This window comes from Nostoc sp. PCC 7107 (assembly GCF_000316625.1).
In the GTDB taxonomy this organism is placed as follows: Bacteria; Cyanobacteriota; Cyanobacteriia; order Cyanobacteriales; family Nostocaceae; genus Nostoc_B.
On record NC_019676.1, the window covers coordinates 1,778,691 to 1,802,235 of the forward strand.

Consider the following 23,545-nt stretch of genomic DNA (forward strand, 5'->3'; position numbering starts at 1 on the left):
CTAATCAAAAAGTAATGAATGGAATAACATAACTTGAGATTATAACTTTCTAATTACTGATTACCACTTGCCCATCGGTATAGCAAAGAGCTATTAGCGGTAGCTGGAGTTTAGTTGGTGATGAGTTGAAAGAAATAATAATGTATTCCTATAAAAAAATTGAAGGACACATATAAATATGTGTCCTTTATGATTTGGTGGTGAAAATGCTTGGTTTTGATTATTCAAATAAAGCTGCTTCAATCGCGCCAAGTGCCGTTTCAAAATCGTCATTGACGATTTGAATATTAAATTCATCAGCAGCAGCAATTTCTGCTTTGGCACGGGCTAGACGACGAGCGATCGCTTCTTCCGAGTCTTGTCCACGGCCACGTATCCGTTTTTCTAATTCATCAAAGGAGGGCGGCAATATGAAAATGCTGAGGACATTAGGAAAGGAAGCACGAATTTGTCTTGCCCCTTCTAACTCAATTTCCAGCACTACTAACTTACCAGACTGAATTTGGTTAACCACAGTTTCCCGCGGAGTGCCGTAATAATTACCCGCAAATTCCGCCCACTCTAAAAATTCACCTTGAGCAACCAATTGTTCAAACTTACTACGGTTAATAAAGTAATAATTTTTGCCATCGATTTCTCCCAAACGAGGAGAACGAGTTGTCACGGATACAGAATAATAAAGTTGCGGATGACGCTGCAACAGCGATCGCATTAAGGTGCCTTTGCCGACTCCACTAGGGCCAGTTAACACAATTAACTTGCCTATAGGTGGGCATTCTTTGGTAGTAGCACTAGTCTGGATGGGTAAAACTTGCATCATCCGTTCAACCTGTGAATTAATCAAAAATCATGATTTGTGAGTTTGTTGTCGTGGTCAGGGCGACCTTGACTAACGAATTTGTAGCACTGGTGACAGAAAACCAGTCTAATTCACATGGTACTGCCGATATGGTGCAAATAGAATAGGCGTTTGTCTACTATCCCTAGTTAATTATCTACAGCATGATGATCACGAGAAATCACGAAACGATTTGCTACCGTTTCTGGCTGAATTGCTGAAAGGATGACGTGGTTGGAATCTGTAATAATTACAGCCCTTGTCCGACGACCATAAGTTGCGTCAATTAGTTCACCTCTTTCTCGCGCATCTGTAATGATTCGCTTAATTGGAGCAGATTCTGGACTAACGATCGCAACTACTTTGTTAGCTGACACAATGTTGCCGAAACCGATATTGATTAATTGAATTTCCATAAATTAACTGACATTAAATGTGACGCGATAATCCATTCAGGATTTTATTTCTATGTTATCCCTAAAAAATCGGAGTTACAACGCATCACATCTAGCTTGCTTTAGTTTTTAGATAGGAAATGCTTTTTTTGGCAGTTTCTTAGCCAAATATACTGAAAATCATCCCAAAGACACATGCGTAACTACGAAAATATCATCTAGTACCTAGGAATTAGTTGACTATTGACGATTGGCTTTTTTCAATTCCAGCCATTTTTGGCGTAATTGTTGCAAGTCAGGAGTATGACCACCATAACGCCAGCTAACATAAGCCTGACTAATTTCGTCAATTACTTGGGCTGTGGCTGGGGCGTGATGTTGATATGTAACTTTGACATACTCTAGAGGTGTTTGTGCTGGATGCTTACCGAAACCTTTGGTCGCAGTCCATTGCAGCATTTGTTGATAAAGCCTTTCCATCGGCGGTAATTTACTCAACCACCGACTCTTTAACCATTGTCGCCACTGTACCCAACCTAGCCAGCCAAAAAAAGCGATAGTAGTTCCCAACGTTAAGCCAGTTAAGACACCAAACCAACCTTGCGCGAATAAAGCAAAAAACCAAGCGATCGCTCTGACTATCCAACTAAATATTGTCCCAAATACATTATTAAATAACCCAGTCACAGGTGAAGGGAGCCACCCAGCCACCCAATGCCAAAATTGACGTAAAACGCTAAAGGTTTGTGAGTCTTCAACAGATGGTGGAATTAACGGATGATTGGGAATGGGGTCAAAGGCAAACCAGCCATATTTGGGGAAGTAAACTTCTGTCATCGCGTAAGCATCAGTGTTACGGACAATATACATCCCCGTAAAGGGATTAAACTCCCCTGGACTAAATCCCGCCACTAACCGCGCTGGAATCCCAATAGAACGTAGCATCACCGTCAGCACAGTGGAGAAATGGTCTGGATAGCCGCCTTGATGTTTAAACAAGAAAGCTTCTACTAAGTCTTCTTTTTCATCTAAATAAGGAAAATCGAAGGGATTTTTGGGGATAGAGTAGTTTTGCTTGAGGTATTGAGCTAGATAAAGTACCTTTTCATAGTTGGAATCTAAAGTTTTGGAGACCTTAGATACATTATTTCGACTGTAGTTAGCCAGAATTTCTGCTGTTAATTTTTGGACTTTGGGCGCAATTTCTGGCGGAATTTGCAGATAGTATTTTTTAATGTGCTTGGGATAGTTAGTAGTAGCTTTGCCTAACAAAGTGCGATCGCGGTAAGGTACATCTGATATGACTGTATAGGTAAGGTCTTCGGATAAACCCACAGGCGCTCGCAGCCCGTTTTCCTGATCAACCGCGATAATCGGTGTCGGAAAGTAAATTTCTTTGGGATAGGACATCGCCGGAATCAAATTGGGCAAATCCGCTACCACTGTATAGGTTTGCACAACTTCTCTGGTTGGCAAAGAAGTAGGAGGTGGAGACAAATAAATTTGATAAGACCAAGGCGATCGCTTGAGTGTAGTAACATCATTATTGCGGGAAATTTCCCAACCTTTACCTGTGTAGCGATCAAATGCTAATACACGCCAAAATCCTTCTATCTGCGATCGCACTCGCATCACTACCTTGGGTGTCATGCTTCCCCGCAGATTCTGATTCATCTGGCTATTAAAGCCATAATAAAAGCTATCATTTAGCTTTCCTGGTTGCCCGTTTTGCTGTTCTCCAGTACCATTGCCTTGATTTTCGGCATTACCTTGGCGGACATAACCAGGATTAATAATACTTCTTCCCGTAAAGCCGCCTTTGACTTCAATTGGGGAACTAACTGGAAATGTGCGTAATTGATAACCAGGGAAGCGGGGTAAAACGGCAAAAATTCCTAAGCCCAACCCGACGATTAAAGTAAAAAGTAAAAAGTAAAAAAGTAAATTTGATTTTAATTGTGTTTCTTTTGCCTTTTGCCTTTTAACTTTTAACTTACCTAAACCCAGTTGGGAACGGTAATTTAAGACAAGAGTTGGTAAGGCGATCGCTAAAAATAATAGTAATACAGGTGCAAACGCCAAAGTTTGGCTCAATGTTGCTGCTACACCCAATAAAATTAGACCAATCACAATTGAATAACCCAAGTCCTTGCGTCTGGGCATATCAAAACTGTGGAGTATTTGCAGTTGAATTAATAACTCTGCCAAAGCCAGCCGCGTATCATTTAATTCTCCCAATACCTGCCCAAAGAATGCACCTAAAGCAACTAACATTCCAATGGCGATGCAGAATTTAACTGGTATATTGGGATTTCGGCGATAGTGGTAACTCCAAACCGCACCAAAAACATTTAAGGGAACTGCCCAAAAACTAAATGTCGTATCAGCAGCAATATCTACTGCTACAGTTCCCATGATTACCAATGCCAGCACTAAAAGCCGCAAGGAAAGAGAATCTTCCACTGCCATCAAAGGCGATCGCTGAATATTTTGTCGCCAATTATTAACTCTGGGTAGACGTAAAAACCAATTTATCCTGGATAAGTTAAACATTTCAAGGGTTAGCAATGGTGTAGATGCAGTGAACAAAATGCTTGGTTAGTCAAACCATCTACTTAGTTGTAACTCATACCCTAGAGAAATTCTTGTTCAGATAAAAGTAACTCCCCGAAGCGGTCTTTGGGAGTCTCATATCGTTGGCAATGTTAAACTATTTACCTAGTTGTAGCTCATACATTGCCGCAATTCTGATTCAGATAACACTAACTCCCTGAAGCATCCTTTGGGAGTCTCTAATCTTTAGCCCTAATGATCGTTGCAAAAAACGTAGAAGCCCTAATGATCGCTGATTAAAAAAATAAGCTCCAAAACCACAATAATTTTCTTAATTTCTCAGCGTTCTTTGACCTGAGCTAGATTGTCGGATTAATCACAAATAACAAAGGCTGTTGGTCTATTTCTGGAAACTCAACTTCTAATGTATAAGTTGGGTTAAATTCCTGACATGATAACTCAACATTCAAGCAGCCCGCACTTGAAGACTGTGCCATTGCCAAAGTACCATCTGCTCGCAATGTCACAATTCCTTTAGTGGGTAAATCAGCCTGAACTTGCAACTGGGTTTGTTTACCGCGAGATTGGTATTCTACCCGTAAAGTCAGGAGACCCTCACTTGTATACCATTGTCTTTCTACTACGGGACTGTTGGGTGTAACTGGTAGACTTAAATTTTCTAGCAGTTGTTTGGCAGCCATTAAAGACAATGCCATTTGTTGACGTGGTTGTAAATCTGGGTAATCGTTCTCGATATTGAGTTTTTGATCAAGAACATCCGCAGACCGATAAGTACTTCTGAGTACCAAACCAGCTATATCATTGAGCGCATGAGACTCTTGCGGGAAGAAGCTTTCTACTACCTGAACTAATTTAGCTCCCAATGGTAGTGAAGCAGTTAACAGCGTTTGGCACTTTTCTAGTAATTCGCGGAAAACTGTTTCTGGTAGAGTAATCGGCAGATTCAGCTTAGATTGTTGTGCCTTCCAGCCCCACGCCGGAACTAAACTGAGCGATCGCTCTTCCAAACGCTCAGGATATTCCATTAAGTGTGTTTCCCAAGGAAACAAAGGTGGCTGGTTTTCGATTTCGGTTTGTAACCGACGCTTGAGTACGGCTTGGAAACGGTCTTGCACAGTAGGAATGTCTCCCAGTTTAAAGGTTTGGGGTATCCCTCCCAACTCTGGATCGCCACTGGCGAAAGTGGCTGATTGTTTGAGAGAGTTGTCCACCCCGTCATTTTCCTTAAACTCGACCAAGTTAGTTTCACTGGTGTTGACATCATCTGCCAACAACCAAGTGAGTAATTGGTTTTTTAAGGATTCTGAGTCACTATTCATGAGTAGATGCACCTGATCCGGACACTAATGAGTTACGAATTTCCCAAGCCTGTTCCAGAATTTTAAACCAGCGTTTTTGCAGTTGTGCCATTGATAACCCTAGAGCTTTGGCAATTTTCTCGTCAGGTTGTCCTTGTTGTTTTAAGTCTAGTAAAGACCGCTGTTTCTCGTCTAGTTGGGAGGTGTAGGCTTCCCATTGTTGTGGAGTTAGTCCCAAATTTGTGTGTAAAGAAGCTTCCAACCATTCGTGGACTAGTTCCCAACGATGTAATAAAGCGAACCTAATTAAATGATACTTGAAGCGCTGTTGTAAGTAATCTCTCTGACGCGGAGTGAGATTTAAAATTGTCTCAATTTCTTGTGTTGATAGATCTTTTAGACGTAGGGAGAAGTAATCAGCACAATCAGATTGTTGTTTTTGCTCCAAATAACTCATTAATTCGGTAATCACAACAGAACGCAAAGTGTCTTCTTCGGGTTCGGGTTCTGGTTGTGTCGCCATTGTAGAGCGTAACTGGTGTACTGCTGGCTCTTCCCAAGAACCATCACCGTCACCAGAACTACCTTCAGAAGCTTGTTCTATATCGACGCTCGTTTCTGGAGGTTGTTGTTGAGAGAAGGTCTGGGCCCGCAGAATAATTAGCTGTTGCTGACGACCAGGTAAAGGAATGCGGCGCTTACCGTAGCGTTCGGTAAAGGCCATGTACTCAGCTAACTCCAAGAGAGATTGGGGACGATAGGTGGTACCCAATTGGTTCTCCCGTCGGAAAGCATTTAATGCTTCTAAATAAAAACCTTGTAGAAAATCTTCTATGATAGTTAGCCGCCCTTGATAGCTCAATTGCCGCTGGGGAGGATTAATGTAACGATAAATAATGGCACTCAGGGTACTGTGTAATTCAACTCTGCCTCTAGTGGAACCCAACTGATAGTACCGCTGACATTGTTGTAGCCGATGTCTAGCTAGGGTCATAGCGGAGCTTTCTACAGCACCGGAAGCTTGGATGCGTTTACTTTCGCTGCAAATTCGGTATACTTCGGTAGTAATGCGTGTTGCCACATCATGGCAATTCTGTTCTGAGGCTTTGGTTGATTGCCGGAACTCCTTGTACAGGAGTTGAAATATCACCTCCACGCCGATAGTATGTTCTCCCAGAAAAGTTGCGGTTGGAATAGTTGCGGTTGCGGCTGAATTCATAGTCTCGGTGTTTAAAAGACCCTAACATACATAGAAACAACCTGTACGACGGTAGGTATTGGCTTTGTGTGCTTTGCGGATAAGCTAAACACAGGTCTATCCTGCAATCAGGATATGGCTGATTTTATTATTCCCACTTTGGATGGAGTTCTTCACACCTTGACCTGCTGTGATTGCCGTTACTTAAAAGTCGTTGACAAGTCATTATGGATTTAGAAACACAAATTCAATTGCTGATCGACAATGCACCCCGCGATGGTATTTCACCACATCTTATTGCAGCAATTGTTCCTGCTTTTCGCGCGATCGCTCAACAATTACGCCACTCCCAGTACTATATTCTCCAAAAGGAGGGAAGCTGGGTCTTAACTACATTGAGCCACCGTGCAGATCCAAGTTTGGAGAAGCAGGTGATTTACGCTTTTTCTACCATACAGGATGTTTCCCTAATTTCATCTGCTGGGCGAGACCCTCAAGTGGTGGCCACACCCATTGCTGTCACCCATATTTTGTTCCAATTAATCGCCCTGGCACCCGTAGACAGCATAGTTTTTTTAGAAACACCGGGTACACTGAATCATGCTTTTGAAGTGCAGCGTTCTCAGTTAGAAAAAACCATTCAAAAACACCTAAAACAAATGCTGAAGCCACAACAGCAGTCGAGACAGATACCACCTGACATTGCCTAAAAAAAATTGGGAGTGAGGATTCTTCGGATACACTCCAAATTTTCCTACTCCCACCTCCAACATCAAAACTTTACAATCAAAAATTTTTAATAAAGTCGACTCAGCACATATTCAGTGATGTCAATTAAGGCTTGATGTGATTCTGACGGTGGCAAAATTGCTATGTCCTCAGCTGCTAACTTGGCATGATGAGCCGCTAATTCTCTCGCCTGCTGTATGCCTCGACTATCTTGAATTAATGCCAGTGCTTGCTCTAAATCTTCTGCTTGGGCAAACTGGCGTTCAATTAGTACTTCTAAGTATGGTTTCTCTTCTAGGGCAAATAAAACAGGTGCGGTCAAATTACCGCTTCTGAGGTCAGAACCTGCTGGTTTACCTAAAGTATCTGTAGTACTGGTGAAATCTAAAATGTCATCTACAACTTGAAATGCTAAACCGAGATTCCGCCCGTAGTTATACAAGTGCTGGGCTGTTTCTGGGCTAACATCACTAAGTAATCCTGCAGCTTTGGCACTGTTAGCAATGAGTGAGGCAGTTTTGTAATAGCTCTTTTGTAGGTAAGTTTCTATTGCCAAGCCACTATCAAAGCGGTTCATCCCTTGCTGAATTTCTCCAGTTGCCAAGTCCATAATTACTTCTGAGAGGAGTTTGACTACCTCCAAATTATCTAAGTTAGCCAAATACCAAGATGATTGAGCAAAGAGAAAGTCACCTGCGAGTACCGCAATACGATTGCCAAATAGGCTATGAACAGTCGGTACGCCACGGCGCATTTGTGATTCATCTACCACATCATCATGCACTAGGCTGGCCGTGTGAATCATCTCTGTGATTTCGGCTAGGCGGCGGTGACGCTGGGTGATATCTTCTTCTAACATTGTCGCCCGCGATATCAGCAGGACGATCGCGGGTCTGATGCGCTTTCCCCCAGCTCCGAATAAATGTTCGGCGGCTGCAAAAAGAATGGGGTGGCGATTGCCAACTAGCTGCTTGAGGTTATCGGCTAGTATTTGCAAATCTGCTTCCACAGGGGTAAACAGGGAGGTAGCTGGGGTCATGGATGGCCGGACTCTGGCTTAGGTTACGAAAGTTTACATATCCTACACTCATTTTAAGATAACCCTGTGCCAGCGCAAAGTTTTGCTGAGAGAATCCTTGCTTCTTGGCTGTTATCTGAATTATTGGGAATGACTGATATCTCCCCGCTGTCAAGGCTAACAGGCTATTTTGTTAGTTTTGGCTTTACGCAAAAATTTTTGCAATTTAGCCAGAAATCTGAGAATTCAGACTAATTTTATGAATGAGTGCCACTGAATCTTGAACAAAGACTGAATAGCACTTGTGATTGTCTCCAAAAATGTGATGAATCGCTATCCTATTCATCATCATTTCTCTAATGGTTGATCTAGAGATGGTTCTGTATGGGTAGTTTGTGTTTTTTTAACCAAAAATTGTCTAGTTCTTTCAGTAGCCTAAGTATATATACAAGTATAAGAAAATCATATTTTTTCGCTGGCTAATTCAGTAAGCATAATTTTGTAAATATATCTTTGATTTTTACTATAAATTTATATTTAACATTACCTGTTGTAAGTAATAATAACTACATTGGTAGGATATTGAGCTTTTTTTATGTATGATCAAATGAAACACAAACAATATTTTTAATCAAAGAAAAATTCGTTTCATCCGTGAATTTAGCCTTTCAGAAAATTCAAAATTTAGCCTCAAGATTGGCTTAAAAGTCAGGTTGGTTGTGTTACGCTAAAATGTAGGGATTTTAAATTTTTCAGGTATTGACAATGTACGGGTAAAGCACTTTTGGGTGATATTACCTGGAAGTTGTTTTAAATCCAGAATAGCTAATTGCCAACAAAATAAAACCAAGAGAATTATTTCTTGTAATTTTGTAGTGGCAGATAAACTTCTTGGGATGGAGTTAGGCGGTATCCTTACAGGAGATCGCTTTCGGCTTGCAGCTTGCGCTGATAGTCGTGGTATATCCTACCACAGAAGTATGAAAAACAATAATGCAGACTAAGTAAACTGCTGAGGAGCGCAGTTAATTATGCTATTTTGCAAATTAACTGTTGTGGTATGTGTTGTCTGCAAATAAAGTCAATTAAATAGTTCCGTTGGTTTACCGAAGAGGGTTATAAATCTACGGCAAATTTAGCATAGCAAACTACGGCTATCAAGAATTTTCTTGCATGGTTGAAGTTCTACGTGTTGTATGAAATTGGATATTTTTTGAGAAAAAAGCTGGTAGAACAATGATTTACGCTAATATGCCTATGATGATTTTTATTTTAGCTGCTGGGTATTTATTCACAGTGTATCTATTATTAGCACTAGCAAAGCGCAGCGGTCAAAAATCTGTTTATTATGATTCTCTATCAACAAAGCGTAATAAACATCTACAGGACGTATCCATAACATCACAGGTAACTGAGGTGGTTAATAGTCAATAGTCAAGAAATTTTGATATTTAAGCAAAATGTGACCTTTAATACTTGACTATTGACTCAATAAAAACTTATTAAAGTTGGGATACTACTGTACTATTTAAGTCTACGACTTCGACCATTGGAGTATGACCTAGCCACTGAACTGAGGACTGAGCAAATTGTTGTGGACAACCGCTGACGATAAAGCGAGTTGGTAACGGTGGGTGGGTATTAGTTAAGCCCAGCAACTCTAAATCTTGGTTACAAGCAGCTGTGACATGAACAGCGGGGTCAACTAATTTGACATGAGATGGAAGAAGCGATCGCAATACTGGTGCCAGATGGGGATAATGAGTACAGCCGTATACTAAAGTATCAATTTCTTGCTGAAGTAAAGGCTCTAAATAAGAGCGTGCTACCTCAGTAGTGTAAGGGTCGTGGATGCGATTCTGCTCAATTAACGGGACAAACTCTGGACAGCCAACTTGCCAGACTTGTACTTCTGGGTCAATTTCCAAAATCGCTTGCTTATAAGCATTACTTTTAGCTGTTGCGGGGGTAGCAATTACACCAATGCGCTTACCTTGCTGCACAGCGGCTTTAGCACCTGGGAGAATTACGCCCAAGATGGGGATATTAAATTCTTGGCGGACAATTTCTAAGGCGAGGGCAGAACTGGTGTTACAAGCCATCACCACCATTTTGACTTTCTGCTGCTGCATCCAGCAGAGAATTTCGCGCACAAACTGAAGAATTTCCGCTTGGGAACGGATACCGTAGGGCAGTCTTGCTGTATCACCAAAATAAATAATCGATTCATTTGGTAGTTGGCGGTAAATTTGTCGCAGTACCGTCAGCCCACCCACACCACTGTCAAAAACGCCGATAGGGGCGCGTTGAGGTTCTTTATCAGAAAAATCGTAAAGATTACCTTCAAAAATAGAAGATGAATACACAGGCAGATATTGATTTAGGTTTTGGCATTTAAAATACAGAATTTAGCAGACAATTTGTGAACTGACTACTAAATTCTTTGTGGTTCAGTAGTTCAGCAAATCAAATTCAGGAGTCAGAATAAGTGTCTGTAGAATTAAAGCGGCTTTCCACACAGTAATTAAAAACTTGTACTATATTTTCAGTGTGGCTGTATTCTTACCTTTGACGTAAGTACTTGAGAATACCACGAGCGATCGCCTCTGCCATGCGATTTTGATATTCTGGTGAACCTAATCGAGGATTATCTTCCCGACCAGTCATATAACCTGTTTCTACCAATATCGAAGGCATAGAACTTTTTCTCAACACATAAAACCTTGCTTTGCGTGTGCCGCGGTCTTTAATGGTAGCAATATCTTCAAGAATAGTTTTACGAACTACGTCAGCTAAAGCATAACCACTATCGTAGTAATATACTTCTAACCCATTCACATCAGGGCGACTATCTACGGAATTCGCATGAATACTCACAAATAAACTTGCATTGACACGTTCAGCAATATCTACCCGTCCCTGAAGTTCAACAAAAAAGTCAGCATCTCTGGTGAGAACTGCTTGTACACCATTGCGTTCCAGAATTGCCGCTACCCGTTTACCAATTGGTAAAATCACATCTTTTTCTAATAATCCACCCAAACCAGGAGCGCCAGAATCTTTCCCACCATGTCCAGGGTCAATCACAACTATCAGTTTTCCTCTGGGGACTGGGCGTGTTGCTGGTTGAGGATTACCATTTGGGTCTGGTAATTGACCATTAGTTGAGGTTAGCGGCGGTAAACCGACGGGTGGCGTAATGGCACGAGAGCGTTGTAATTGTACAGCCAACAACTGATTACTAACTTGGTTGACTTCTCCAATTTGGACACCCGCAGCTGGTTGAATCAAAATATTGACAGAATCATCTTGGGGTTGCAAACGTACCCGCAAAATGGGACTATTGGCATTAAAAGCAGGGCCGATAACTCTAGGGGCTAATTGAGAATTGGCGATCGCAATGCGGAATAAACCAGAGGATCTATCCCACCCACCTTTGGCAGATACAGGTCTGTTAGATCTGATTAAAAGTTGAGTACCATTATCAGCTAATTCCACTGCTTGAATGATGGCGGGTGAGTCAGTCGCCTCAGAAACGAGATTTGCATCACTATTACCAGGTAATCTCACAACTCGGTTAGGTATAATTACAAACCCACCAATACTGCTAGTACTTGCCCGCCAGTCAGGACTATTTTTATCCACATACAAAGTCATGCGGACTGTTGGTTGTCTTGTTTGCAACTGCGAAAATTGAATCCGGTTGACACCATAACGGTTCACAGATAAATCTTGTTGCAACAGGCTAGGAGATAAGGATGCACCAGTAATATCGATATTAACTGCACGTTTATCTGAACTCCGATTCACCTGAATTTGCGGACTACCACCATTAGTCCGCACAAAAAAACCATCACCAGTAACTCGAAAACTTTCTAATTGAGTGACAGCGGCGAGGGTGTTACCAAAAGGTCTGGAATGATTTGATGTTACTGGGTCAGGTTTGACCACAGAGTAGATATTTCTGGAAGGAAATTCGGAATTAGCTGTGGTTTCTAAGGTTTGAGGTTCTGATTGGAGTGAAATATCTGCTGATGATGTTATGGGTGTTGCTGTCGGTGTGGGTAGTTGTACCAACCAACGACTACCAGTAGTAGGAATAAATTTTACCCCTTGAGGGTCAATAGTATAACCGGGAGCTAATTCTACGACAATTCTGGCCGTCTGAGGATCAAATTGCCCGACACGAATCGAGCGAACTGCTCCACCTATTGGTTGTGTTAACTGTGGTCTGCCAAAATCTGTATCTGGCAAATCAATGACCAGACGAGTGGGATTGAAAATGAGTTGTGCTTTGGGTTGAACAGTCCCCAAAGTATTAAATTCCAAGCGGTTTTGTTTGGCATCAAAGCGCCAAGACTCCAGTTTCGCTGCTAAAGCAGGCGATGATAGACAGAAGATAGTTCCAATAGTACCGGTTAGTAACCAGTGTAGTTTCACAGTCGTTTCTCCTAATTCGCGTTCATAGAAGCCGTCAATATGTCCACGTATCTATTGGTAAATCCTCACACCGTCACCGCCCAACTTAGTTTTAACTCCAGAAGTCTGCATAGTGGACACTGCTCATCAGAACTTCCGTAGCAGCCAGCAATTTTGTGCTGGCATTCAAGACAATAAATACTTTCAGTCAATATACGTAAAATCAGTATGGATTAGTTTTGAGTTATTTGATGGCTGATAATCAATGTACCCAAAAAGTCCTTGCTACTATCAATAGATTCTGGTAATGGTGGTGACACTTAATTTAGCATTTTGAAAACAATATGATATTTAAATGTATCTACTCATCATAAAAAATTAGTTCTCACTTTTTTGGGTGAGAACTAGAGATTTTTAACCGTGAGATTACGGGAGAATCTTGCTTGAGATCAGCAAGATTACTATTAACCAGATATAGCAATTAATTATTCATCGGAGTAGTTAAGTATATTTACTAAAGTTTGACCATGATTTATCTGCGTCGGAGATACTGGAGTACACCACGGGCGATCGCTTCTGCCATTTGATTTTGATAAGCTGAAGTGCGTAACTTTGCAATGTCCTCTCGGCCAGTTAAGTAACCTGTTTCAACAAGAATCGAAGGCATAGAACTTTTTCGGAGGACGAAAAATCTGGCTCGACGTACACCACGATCCTTGACGTTCAGACTCTGAAGAATGCTGCTATGGACGCTGCGAGCTAGACTCAAACCACTGTCATAGTAGTAAGTTTCTAAACCACTGACATCTGAACGACCGCCACCTAAAGCATTAGCATGGATACTGACAAAAACATCAGCGTTAGCTTTCTCTGCCAATTGCACTCTTCCTGGAAGAGTCACAAAATAGTCAGAACTCCGCGTCATAATTACCTGCACACCATTTTGCTGTAAAATCTCAGCTACCCTTTTACCAATAGGCAGAATAACATCCTTCTCACGCACTCCACCAATTCCAATTGCTCCAGGATCTTTACCGCCATGTCCTGGGTCAATGACAACTACAACTCTCCCTCTGGGGGGGATAGGGCGTGTTCCTGGCTGCGGTATGGAACGGGGTTTTTCATTAGGATCTGGTAATTGACTTTGCCCTGAAGGAAAAGGTAGTGTGCCTGGAAGTGCCACAAGGCGAGAACCTTGTAGTTGTAATGTTACTTGGTCGTCATTTTGGTTAATTTGCCCAATTTGCACTCCAGCCGCAGGTTGAACTAAAATTACCACCGTGTCAGCATCTGGCGTTTGTAGACGTACCCGCAAAATTAGACTATTGGCCTTAAAAGTCGGGCCTTTAATTCGAGGTGCTAATTTAGCATCATTGATGGTGATGCGATACAAACCAGAGGTTCTATCCCATCCACCCATAGCATTTATAGTTTGGTTAGCTCTAATGAGTAGTTGCTTACCATCATCAGACAATTCAACAGCTTGAATTGTGGCTGGTTGGTCACTCACAATTCGGCTACCGGGAGGAGAAAATTCTGGTTGGTTATCAGAAGAGTTATTTCTGGGTAATGTAGCAAACCGATTAGGCAGAACGACCAACCCAGAACCACCACTTCTAGTTGCTCGCCAATCAGGGCTATTTTTATCTACACGCAAGGTCATACGGACTGCGGGTGGACTGGTTTGCAGTTGGGTGAATTCTACACGACTGACACCATGTCTGTTAACGCTGAGGTCTCGCTGTGCCAAATTTGTAGATAAAGTTGCGCCAGATATATCCATAAAAATAGTAGAGCGATCGCGGCTACGATTCACTCTCACTTGGGGATTACCACCATTAGTCCGCACAAAAAAACCATCTCCTGTAACTTGTAAGCTGTCGATTTGAGTTGTGTTTTGTGTGCTACTAACAACTCTCGGTAATGGCGGTCTCGTGTCTGAGTCCAGGGTGGTGACTACGTTGTAAACATTATCTGCGGAAGAGTTGACAGGCTCTAGTCTTGGCCTAGGCAATTGTACTGTCCAGCGACTGGGAGTTATGCCGACAAATTTTATGCCTTGAGGGTCAAGAGTATAACCAGGAGCCAGTTCCACGACAATGCGGGCTGTTTGAGGTTCAAACTGACCAACACGAATAGCCCGAACTGCCCCACCGACAGGTTGTGTTAACTGCGGTCTGCCAAAGGTTGTGTCTGGTAAATCAATAACTAGGCGTGTGGGATTAAAAATTAGTTGTGCTTTGGGTTGAACACCCCCTGAAGTGTTAAATTCCAGGCGGTTTTGCTTGGCATCAAACCGCCAAGATTCTAGTCTGGCCGCCAAAGCTGGCGAGGATAGTAAGCAGATCATCCCAACCGTACCGGGTAGTAACCAGTGTAATTTCACAATCCTTTCTCCTGATTCGCATTCATGGAAGTCAATATCTCAAAAATTTGGGTAAGTTGTTTTTCTGTTACAGAAACTTCGAGATTTGACTTTGGCTTTTTTTGGGTTAAAGAAACAATTAATGGTGTAAATTTTGAACTGCTTACATAGTATGTAATTTTAATATTGCTGTAATCTCCAACGATAAAGCGAATATGAGAGGCAACACAAATATAACTAAAATTGTGTAATTTTAGTCAATTATGGTAATTTTTTGACTTCGTTATAAATTTTATTTTGTGTGTTTTGTTGATGGACAAGCAATTTTCTCAGACACAAATGTCAACTCGTTTTAAAAGATGTTGCAATATTGACAATTACTAGTTTCTAGCGACTATAAACATATTTAAATGAGGATTAGTAATTAGGTAATATTGCTAACAAATTATTTTATCAAAGCTAATAATCAATAATCAAAATGATTGAGAAACAACGATATCAGAAGACGCAGATCAAGAAACAGAAGTTTCCTGTAATGAATGAAGGGATTGGAGACCAAGAAAGCACGAAGTAGATAATTTTATTTCAACCTAGTTTCTGCCTCGTCCCCAATCCCTCCGTTTTAATCTTTAATTAATTGCTCAGATTCAGTTGCCACTTTGCTGGAATCGGGAAATACGAAACGTAACAAAGGCGGAGCTAAAAAAGTTGTGAGGATAACCATCATAATAATTGCTGCCCCCAATGGTTTTGAGAGAGCGCCACTAGCAGCGCCAACACCAGCAAATACTAATCCGACTTCACCACGAGGAATCATACCCACACCGATCGCTAAACGATTGATTTGGGGTTGACCAAAGACACTCAAACCTGTAATAACTTTACCAAGAATGGCTACTGTAATCAGGAAAATAGCCATAATTAAGCCTTCGCGGTTGCTGGGGATGGCTGGGTTTAGCACTCCCAAATCAGTTTTTGCACCAACTGCAACAAAGAAAATTGGCACCATCAAATCAGCTACAGGAATCACTTGCTTTTGTAGTTCTTTACGCTTATCAGTTTCTTCGAGGACTAAACCAGCGGCAAAAGCGCCCAAAATTGCTTCTAATTGAATGATGGCAGCCAGATATGCCATCGCAAAGGCAAAAATAAAGGCGGGAATGACTAATTCACCGCGAGTCTTGAGTTGATTAGCGATCGCCACAAATGCTTGATTGAAAACATTACCCAGAACGATCGCACCTAATAGAAATGCTGTAGCACAAATAATGAGGTAAATGACTTTACCTACATCCACTGCACCATCTTTGGCCAGGCTGGCAACTACTGCTAAGACAATAATTCCCAGTACGTCATCAATCACCGCCGCACCGAGAATAATTTGCCCTTCTTTAGAATTGAGTTTACCAATTTCTGACAAAACTTTAGAGGTAATTCCAATACTTGTAGCTGTCAAAGCTGCACCTGCAAAAATTGCTGGTACAGCACCAATACCAAATAAAGTCATCAAACCTACAGTCCCAGCAGCAAAAGGTACTACCACACCTACCACTGCCACAATAGTTGCTTGGATACCCACTGCCATTAGGTCTTTTAAGTTAGACTCCAAGCCAATTTCAAACAGCAAGATAATTACACCCAATTCTGATAACACAGAAATAACTTCTGATTGGGCGGCAAATACCTGGGGTGCTGCTTCTGGAGTCAGACCAGCAGTAGTTTGCAGAAAGGCCATGATTAAAGAGTTAGAACTGTCTGTGCCACCTTCGGGAAACACCAACAGGTGCAGAACCGAAACACCTACAACTACACCGCCGACAAGTTCGCCTAAGACAGGTGGTAAACCGATGCGGTTGGATAACTCCCCACCAACTTTGCTGGCGAAGTAAATTACCACTAAACTCAGCAGCACAGCCGCTACTACCATAGAACTGTCTGCGGCTTCTGTTGTGCTGGCCAGCAGAGGAAAAGAAAAGTTAATTGCATCTAAAAACTGCATGGTTTCCGCGAAAATCCTTCTCTTTATTTTTACTCTTTTCTGAACAGAGGCTTGTGGTTAACTTGAGAAAGGATTAGCAATACTTGGGGATAAATTAAAGATGAGGACGGCGCAGCAAAGTTTTGTAGAACCACATTGTACTAAGTAGAACTAATAGTAAATTGTAAATATACTGTATCCACAATGGTGCTAATAAAATTAAAGGACGGCCAGCAAAAATAAAAAAGAAATTAAATATCCCAAAGGTAAAAATAGTAAAAATTCGATGGCGGATTATATCTGAAGACAAATAGAGATTGTGGCGACGACTGTAAATTTTTGCTTGTTTTTCCGCCAAGCGTCCTAAAATATAGGAGATCGCTGTAAATCCTCCCAATACCATTGGCACAGTAATTAATTTGGGTAAATCAATTTGGTGTCCGAACAAATAAAGTCCAGGACTCAATATTGTTCCCATCTGGTGAGATTGCCGTACCCAAGCTCCAGAAAAGTAATACTCCCAATTGCCTGCATAAAGGTAGTAATCAACAAAGAAACCAATTACTAAACCGCCGTAACCGTAACGCACAAAAGATTCTGCTGGCTTTTTTAAGCTTTCCCAATATGCGCTTTCTGCGTCAATATCAATACAAAAGTTTTGACAGGCAACACAGGTAATTTGTTCTTTACCCTCTGGCAAAACAATGCGGCACATCGACTTGCTCATATTAGCCTGGCTGCTGAATAATCCACTAGGTTGACTATAAATTTTTTCTACTGGAGCCATTGGGCAGAAATAATTACACCATGTCTTCCCGCTATAGAGATAACCAACAGTCATAGCCAAAGCAATAGTCAGCAACAACCATAATGCCAAAAATAGGCGATCGGCATCAAAAAATAAAATCCGGCCACATAGTCCAATAAATAACCATCCAAACTGTAGGTAAGCATAATTTTTGCCCAACCAGGATTTTGGACTGACTTTTGCTAACTTGTAGTGTAATTTTCCGGCTTTTGCTTTCTGCCATTGAGATTGACGCTGCCAACCCAAGGCACGGGGAATCTGCGATAGAAATGAGAGGGGGCAAATGCGTCGCCACAGTTCATGTCCGAAAACAAGTAAAATAAAAATTGTCGCAGGTACAATTACTCCCCACATTAAAGTTGTTCCCAGAAAATAAGATTGTCCTGAGAAGCATTTACCCTGTACGTGAATACAGCTATTAGCAAATTGCTGTGGGATGGAAGCCTGATTTAGTTTAGTCAGTGCTGGAGTCCAGGGGTCGTATAACAGCGAAGCAATGATTACGAGCCATGCGAAAGTTAACAGACAACGCACCCAGTGCATCCAACGTTCAGGTATGCGGAAGAGCATTGATCTATTCCACTCAATAGTATTTTGTTAATCCAGAATTTTGAGCAAATTATCCTGAGAGGCTATTTATAAAGTAAATCTAAAAGCGAAAAGAAAAGAGTTATGACAACGATAAGATACATTAAACGTAGTGTATTTACATAGTTAGGTATGGCGCGAAAGTCTTACCCCACAGACTTAACAGATATGGAGTGGGAAATCCTAGCCCCCTTGATTCCACCAGCGAAAGAAGGAGGACACCCGCGCACAACTGATATGCGGGAGGTATGCAACGCTATCTACTATCACCTGAAGACAGGATGCCAATGGAATATGCTTCCGGGAGACTTCCCGCCCAGCTCAACTGTATACAACTACTACCGCAAATGGCAGCGCAAAGGGGTATGGGAAAAATTAAACCATTCATTACGCGGTCAGGTTCGCTTAAAATTAGGTAAATCAACACAACCCAGCGCCCTCGCCGCAGACAGTCAGTCAGTTAAAACTGACCAAAAAAGGGGGATGTGTACGGTTTTGATGGCGGTAAAAAGGTAAAAGGGCGAAAGCGACAGACTTTGGTTGATAGCCTGGGATTATTGTTGAAAGTGGTTGTAAGTGAAGCAAATGCCCCAGAGCGAGTGCTTGCTGCCTATGCTTTGATGGAATTGTTAGAGGAGCGTCCTGAATTACTTGAGAAAGTTGAAGTTTTATGGGTTGATTCCGGTTATGACGGTGATAAGTTTGCTCTTTGTGTTTGGTTGATGATCCAAGCTCATGTTGAAGTCATACGGCGTACCGAGTCAGAATTTCAGGTTTTACCGAAACGTTGGGTAGTCGAAAGAACATTTGGGTGGTTTAACCAATATCATCGTCTCAGCAAAGATTATGAGCGCCTACCCGAAATGAGTGAAGCTGCTATATATGCTGTTATGACTCGGATTATGTTGCGTCGTCTTGTCGTCTAAAGATTTACTTTATAAATAGTCTCTGATGCTCTGTGGTAAATCCAACTGAAAATTTTTTATTATAGTTGCGCTTATTATGCAACTTAGCTAAATCAGAGAATAATCGTGTATTTACTTAAATCTTTAAACTTTCTTAGTTAATTCGTAGTTCAAAATACTCAATTAACACTTTTTTGTGAACGCCTAAGAGCATTCATAACAGATGCAGGTGAATGAGGTAAAAATGAGAACAGAGTTATATACCAAGAGTTTTTCAACCTTGTTCCCCATTCCCTGCTGTAAGTTTACGTTTCGTTGGTTGTGAGTTTGATGAGGTGTTGCCAATGAACTTCTGAGACAGGGACAACAGATAACCTGGGGAGCCGCAATAAATCAAAGCCGGAAAATTGGTCTTCTTGCTTAATTTGGGCTAGGGTAACAGGCTGAGAGACTGAACGGACTGCTTGCACCTTGACAACTACTAGCTTGGCATCATTGAGGGCAGGATCTGGGTAAGGCTGAGTGACTATCTCGGCTAAACCTGTGATTTGTCGTTCTTTGCCAGTGTGATAAATCCAAGCTAAATCACCAGGAAGCATTGTGCGGATATGCTTGAGGGCGAGAGCATTTGTCACTCCATCCCACACTGTACTACTATCTCGTTCTAAATCCGCGTAAGAGTATTTATCCGGTTCAGTTTTCAGCAGCCAATACGCCATGACAAAATCTCCAGAAAATTTTGCTGTGATTTTTTAGTTTCCAAAAATGTAACAATACCTGTTTTTGACTACAGTAATGTCAAAGTAAGAACATACAAATCGTATCGAGCGAACTAACTGTTAACTATTAATGCTTAACAGTTAACGAATGATTGCTGGATGCAGTTTACTTATTAGCATCTGTATATATTTTTCAGAGGAGTGCAAGTTTATGTCTAGAGCCGCTTTGTCTGGTTCTCAGTTTCGTGCTGCAAAGTTGTGGAAATCTCTACCCTTAGCTTTGCTGTTATTCGTCACGCTGGTGCTACCCGCATCCGCCCAGGAAAAAGAAAAGTTATGGCGGACTCTGACGGTGAGTGGACGGGGGATGGAATCAGTTCCTACTACTTTGTCACTAGTGAATTTAGGGGTGGAAATTCAAGGTAAAACGGCCCAAGAAGTACAGCAAGAAGCTGCTAAGAAGTCATCGGCTGTGGTTGCTTTGCTCAAAAGCCGCAATGTCGAAAAACTAGAAACTACAGGTATTCGCCTCAACCCTGTTTACAGTTACACCAATAATGTGCAACGAATTACTGGTTATTCTGCTAGTAATACTGTGAGTTTTCGCATCGCCACCGAAAAAGCTGGGACATTGTTAGACGATGCGGTGAAAGCTGGGGCAACGCAAATTAACGGTGTTAGTTTTATTGCTAGTGATGAAGCGATCGCTGCTGCTCGTCAAGTAGCATTAAAAGAAGCAACTCAAGATGCTCAACAGCAAGCTGACGCTGTTTTCAGTGCTTTAGGTCTGAAATCTAAAGAAATAGTCACTATTCAAGTTAATAACGCCAGCGCCCCCCCACCACCTGTATTTTTACGCGCCCAGGCAGCAAAAGTTGCTGATGAAGTTTCTACGCCTGTAGTTGGTGGCGAACAGGAAATAGAAGCATCGGTGACGTTGCAAATTAGTTATTAATTGTCATTTGTCCTCTCTTACAAAGTTCTGAGAGGAGGAAGCCTCCGCTCAGACTTTGCGCTTAGTAATTTGTCCTTTGTACTGACAAATGACCAATTAAAAATTCTCTGGAGACATATCGTTCATACTGCCTTCGCTATCTTGCTTAGAACCTAATAAATCTAGCTGATCTACGAGAATAACTGGTGAAGAACGGCTGGCTCCTGTTTGGCGATCGTTCCAGGTGTCAAACTTTAAAGAACCTTTAACAGCAATTTGTTTCCCTTTTCGTACATAAGTACCAGCAATTTCGGCCGTCTTGCCCCATAATTCTAAATTGAACCAATCAGGCTCATCACTGTTACGTGTTCTTCTGTTTACTGCCAGTGTTAATCTACACTTAACCTTACCAGAATCAAAATACTTCATGTCTGGGTCGCCACCTACACGACCGATGAGGTGAACTATATTAATAGTCATTTGCTTTACCTTTTAGTACTAACGTACTCATGTATCTTGATTCCCATAATAGCCAATTATGAACTTACTGAAAATGTGTTAAAAAGTTAACAACCTTGCAAGGTATATAAATTTGAGCTATTACTTGGGGAAAACTAAAAAACTGTACGGATATACTGAGTTGGTCTGAGAATATCGAAAACGTGAATGTCTCAATTTTAGTAAGTATGGTCAAAACTAAATCAAAAAATGGCCAACTTTACTAGACTGATGATCAAAAACGTAATAGAATCCAGCACGATTCAATCTAACATTTTTTTATAGTCAAAAATTATTGCAAATAGGGGGCGTAGAGAAGCGTGGGGCTGTTTAGGAACTTTCGCTCATCATGGGATATGGGTATCGACCTTGGTACTGCTAATACCCTTGTTTATGTATCTGGTAAAGGCATTGTACTGCAAGAACCTTCTGTAGTGGCGATCGATCAAATCGAAAAGGTGGCGCTGGCAGTAGGTGAAGATGCCAAAAAAATGCTTGGTCGCACACCGGAAAACGTGATTGCCTTGCGCCCCTTGCGCGATGGGGTAATCGCTGATTTTGATACAGCCGAGTTAATGCTTAAAAGCTTTATTCAGCGAGTTAACGAGGGGCGATCGCTAATTTTACCTCGGATTGTCATTGGCATTCCCAGTGGTGTTACCGGAGTAGAAAGACGGGCAGTTATGGATGCCGCAGTTCAAGCTGGCGCTAGAGAAGTATATTTAATCGATGAGCCAGTAGCAGCAGCCATTGGAGCCGGGCTACCAGTTGCCGAACCCACTGGTAACATGATTATCGATATTGGTGGTGGCACAACAGAAGTTGCTGTGTTGAGCCTTCAGGGTACTGTTATAAGTGAATCAGTCCGCATTGCCGGAGATGAACTCACTGAATCTATTACCCAATACATGAAGAAAGTTCATAACTTGGTCATTGGTGAACGGACTGCGGAAGATATCAAAATTCGTCTTGGTTCAGCCTATCCCACCAACGAAGACAATGAAACCATGATGGAAGTTAGAGGTTTACACTTACTGTCTGGTTTACCGCGAACTGTCACCATCAAAAGCCCAGAAATCCGTGAAAGTATGTTGGAACCGTTATCGATCATTGTCGAAGCGGTGAAGCGGACACTAGAACGAACCCCACCAGAACTAGCATCTGACATCATTGATCGTGGTATTATGCTGGCTGGCGGTGGGGCTTTGCTCAAAGGCATAGACACCCTGATCAGTCATGAAACGGGAATTGTAACTCACATTGCGGCTGATCCTCTCTGCTGTGTTGTGCTGGGAACAGGTCGTGTATTAGAGAACTTTAAACAGTTAGAAAGAGTCTTCAGCGCCCGTTCTCGAAATATGTAGGAAAAAATATGGGATATTGGGTTCTATTTGCCTTGGATTTGGGTTTCATATAAATAGAATCCGATATCTAGTAAAATAGAGAAACAGGTATAAATGGTTACTGTACGTCGTTGGTGGGGTAGTAAAGGGTTACAGATTGCTTCGCTGGCCTTTGTACTAGGTGGTGCTTGGATATTACGACAGACTCAAGGAGCAATGCTGCTGGAAGTTTACCAAGTGGTGACGCATCCTTTACAGATTTTGCAACCTGGGCAAACTCCCGCAGAACGTTTGGAGGAACGCCTCAAAGATGCCCAGTTTATGGAAATGCAAACGCGCATCCAAGAACTGGAAAGCCAAAATCAACAGTTACAGCATCTATTAGGTTATGTGCAGACTGAGCCACCTGCATCACGCCCCTTGCCAGCGCGTGTAGTAGGGCGTAGTGCAGATCATTGGTGGCAACAAGTTACGCTGAATCGCGGCTCAAATTCTGGCATTCAAGAAGGGTTTATTGTCAAGGCAGAAGGTGGATTAGTTGGTTTAGTAGACACTGTCACTCCTAACACTAGCCGCGTTTTACTCATTAGTGACCTGAAAAGTCAAGTGGGTGTGACTATTAGCCGCACCTCCGCTAAGGGAGTTTTGCGGGGCGATTCTTCAGCAGAAGCCGTGTTGGAATTTTACGAAAAAGTTCCGAATGTCAAGGTAGGAGATTTAGTTTCCACTTCAACTTACAGTCAAAAATTCCCATCTGGTTTGGCAGTAGGGCGAATTAAATCTTTAGATTTAAAGAAACTGCCGGCATCAGTGGCGAAGGTTGAACTTTTCCCACCAATTAGGTCATTAGATTGGGTTGCTGTGTATCCAAAATTGACAACCCAACAACCAGAAAAACCACAGTCGGAACAGCAATAACAGGCAAATTAACAACTGCA

At 41.9% G+C, this 23,545-nt stretch carries 18 protein-coding genes; 5 read left to right on the plus strand and 13 right to left on the minus strand.

Annotated features, from left to right (window positions below):
• Nucleotides 1-220: 220 nt before the first annotated feature.
• From gmk to hetZ, 5 genes are all read right to left on the minus strand, one after another.
• The gene (gene gmk, locus NOS7107_RS07660; RefSeq protein ID WP_015112407.1) at nt 221-820 is read right to left on the minus strand and encodes a guanylate kinase; all 600 of its coding nucleotides are present in this window, start codon (nt 818-820) and stop codon (nt 221-223) included.
• Nucleotides 821-987: 167 nt separating this feature from the next.
• Entirely contained in the window at nt 988-1,254 is a 267-nt protein-coding gene (gene remA / locus NOS7107_RS07665; protein ID WP_015112408.1) for an extracellular matrix/biofilm regulator RemA, read from the minus strand.
• Between the two features lie 219 nt (nt 1,255-1,473).
• Entirely contained in the window at nt 1,474-3,786 is a 2,313-nt protein-coding gene (locus NOS7107_RS07670; protein WP_015112409.1) for a DUF3488 and DUF4129 domain-containing transglutaminase family protein, read from the minus strand.
• A gap of 359 nt (nt 3,787-4,145) precedes the next feature.
• Nucleotides 4,146-5,126, minus strand: coding sequence for a hypothetical protein (locus NOS7107_RS07675; RefSeq protein WP_015112410.1), 981 nt, complete (start codon nt 5,124-5,126; stop codon nt 4,146-4,148).
• Entirely contained in the window at nt 5,119-6,324 is a 1,206-nt protein-coding gene (hetZ, locus tag NOS7107_RS07680; RefSeq protein WP_015112411.1) for a heterocyst differentiation protein HetZ, read from the minus strand. Before hetZ ends, NOS7107_RS07675 begins: the two co-directional genes overlap by 8 nt.
• 206 nt (nt 6,325-6,530) lie before the next feature.
• Between hetZ and NOS7107_RS07685 the strand changes: the two genes are divergently transcribed.
• On the plus strand, nt 6,531-7,013 hold the full coding sequence (locus NOS7107_RS07685; protein WP_015112412.1) for a hypothetical protein: 483 nt from the start codon (nt 6,531-6,533) through the stop codon (nt 7,011-7,013).
• A gap of 86 nt (nt 7,014-7,099) precedes the next feature.
• Here the strand turns inward: NOS7107_RS07685 and sds are convergent, their stop codons facing one another.
• The 6 genes from sds to NOS7107_RS07720 form a co-directional block, all read right to left on the minus strand.
• Nucleotides 7,100-8,071, minus strand: a complete 972-nt coding sequence (sds, locus tag NOS7107_RS07690) for a solanesyl diphosphate synthase (protein ID WP_015112413.1) — start codon at nt 8,069-8,071, stop codon at nt 7,100-7,102.
• Between the two features lie 1,481 nt (nt 8,072-9,552).
• On the minus strand, nt 9,553-10,416 hold the full coding sequence (murI, locus tag NOS7107_RS07700) for a glutamate racemase (protein ID WP_015112415.1): 864 nt from the start codon (nt 10,414-10,416) through the stop codon (nt 9,553-9,555).
• Between the two features lie 196 nt (nt 10,417-10,612).
• Nucleotides 10,613-12,490 (minus strand): N-acetylmuramoyl-L-alanine amidase, encoded by a 1,878-nt coding sequence (locus tag NOS7107_RS07705; protein ID WP_015112416.1) that lies wholly within the window; start codon nt 12,488-12,490, stop codon nt 10,613-10,615.
• A 511-nt stretch (nt 12,491-13,001) separates the two neighbouring features.
• A complete protein-coding gene (locus tag NOS7107_RS07710; protein WP_015112417.1) occupies nt 13,002-14,855 on the minus strand; it encodes an N-acetylmuramoyl-L-alanine amidase in 1,854 nt (617 codons plus the stop codon).
• Between the two features lie 601 nt (nt 14,856-15,456).
• Complete coding sequence (locus NOS7107_RS07715; RefSeq protein ID WP_015112418.1) at nt 15,457-16,833, minus strand: cation:proton antiporter; 1,377 nt, start codon at nt 16,831-16,833, stop codon at nt 15,457-15,459.
• Nucleotides 16,834-16,927: 94 nt separating this feature from the next.
• Entirely contained in the window at nt 16,928-18,190 is a 1,263-nt protein-coding gene (locus NOS7107_RS07720) for a cyclic nucleotide-binding domain-containing protein (protein ID WP_015112419.1), read from the minus strand.
• Nucleotides 18,191-18,340: 150 nt separating this feature from the next.
• Here NOS7107_RS07720 and NOS7107_RS27695 point away from each other — a divergent pair.
• A protein-coding gene (locus NOS7107_RS27695) for an IS5 family transposase (RefSeq protein WP_085999800.1) occupies nt 18,341-19,134 on the plus strand; the annotation gives its coding sequence in 2 pieces (ribosomal slippage) (nt 18,341-18,680 and nt 18,680-19,134; 795 coding nt in all).
• 284 nt (nt 19,135-19,418) lie between these two features.
• Here the strand turns inward: NOS7107_RS27695 and NOS7107_RS07735 are convergent.
• A complete protein-coding gene (locus NOS7107_RS07735) occupies nt 19,419-19,832 on the minus strand; it encodes an EVE domain-containing protein (protein WP_015112420.1) in 414 nt (137 codons plus the stop codon).
• Nucleotides 19,833-20,043: 211 nt separating this feature from the next.
• Here NOS7107_RS07735 and NOS7107_RS07740 point away from each other — a divergent pair, with 211 nt between their 5' ends.
• A complete protein-coding gene (locus NOS7107_RS07740) occupies nt 20,044-20,787 on the plus strand; it encodes an SIMPL domain-containing protein (RefSeq protein WP_015112421.1) in 744 nt (247 codons plus the stop codon).
• A gap of 96 nt (nt 20,788-20,883) precedes the next feature.
• On the opposite strand, the gene NOS7107_RS07745 is transcribed toward NOS7107_RS07740, so the two are convergent.
• The gene (locus tag NOS7107_RS07745; RefSeq protein ID WP_015112422.1) at nt 20,884-21,246 is read right to left on the minus strand and encodes a single-stranded DNA-binding protein; all 363 of its coding nucleotides are present in this window, start codon (nt 21,244-21,246) and stop codon (nt 20,884-20,886) included.
• A 374-nt stretch (nt 21,247-21,620) separates the two neighbouring features.
• Here NOS7107_RS07745 and NOS7107_RS07750 point away from each other — a divergent pair, with 374 nt between their 5' ends.
• Nucleotides 21,621-22,628: a rod shape-determining protein gene (locus NOS7107_RS07750; RefSeq protein WP_015112423.1), complete on the plus strand. Its 1,008-nt coding sequence runs from the start codon at nt 21,621-21,623 to the stop codon at nt 22,626-22,628.
• Between the two features lie 93 nt (nt 22,629-22,721).
• On the plus strand, nt 22,722-23,525 hold the full coding sequence (gene mreC, locus NOS7107_RS07755; protein WP_015112424.1) for a rod shape-determining protein MreC: 804 nt from the start codon (nt 22,722-22,724) through the stop codon (nt 23,523-23,525).
• Nucleotides 23,526-23,545 lie beyond the last annotated feature (20 nt).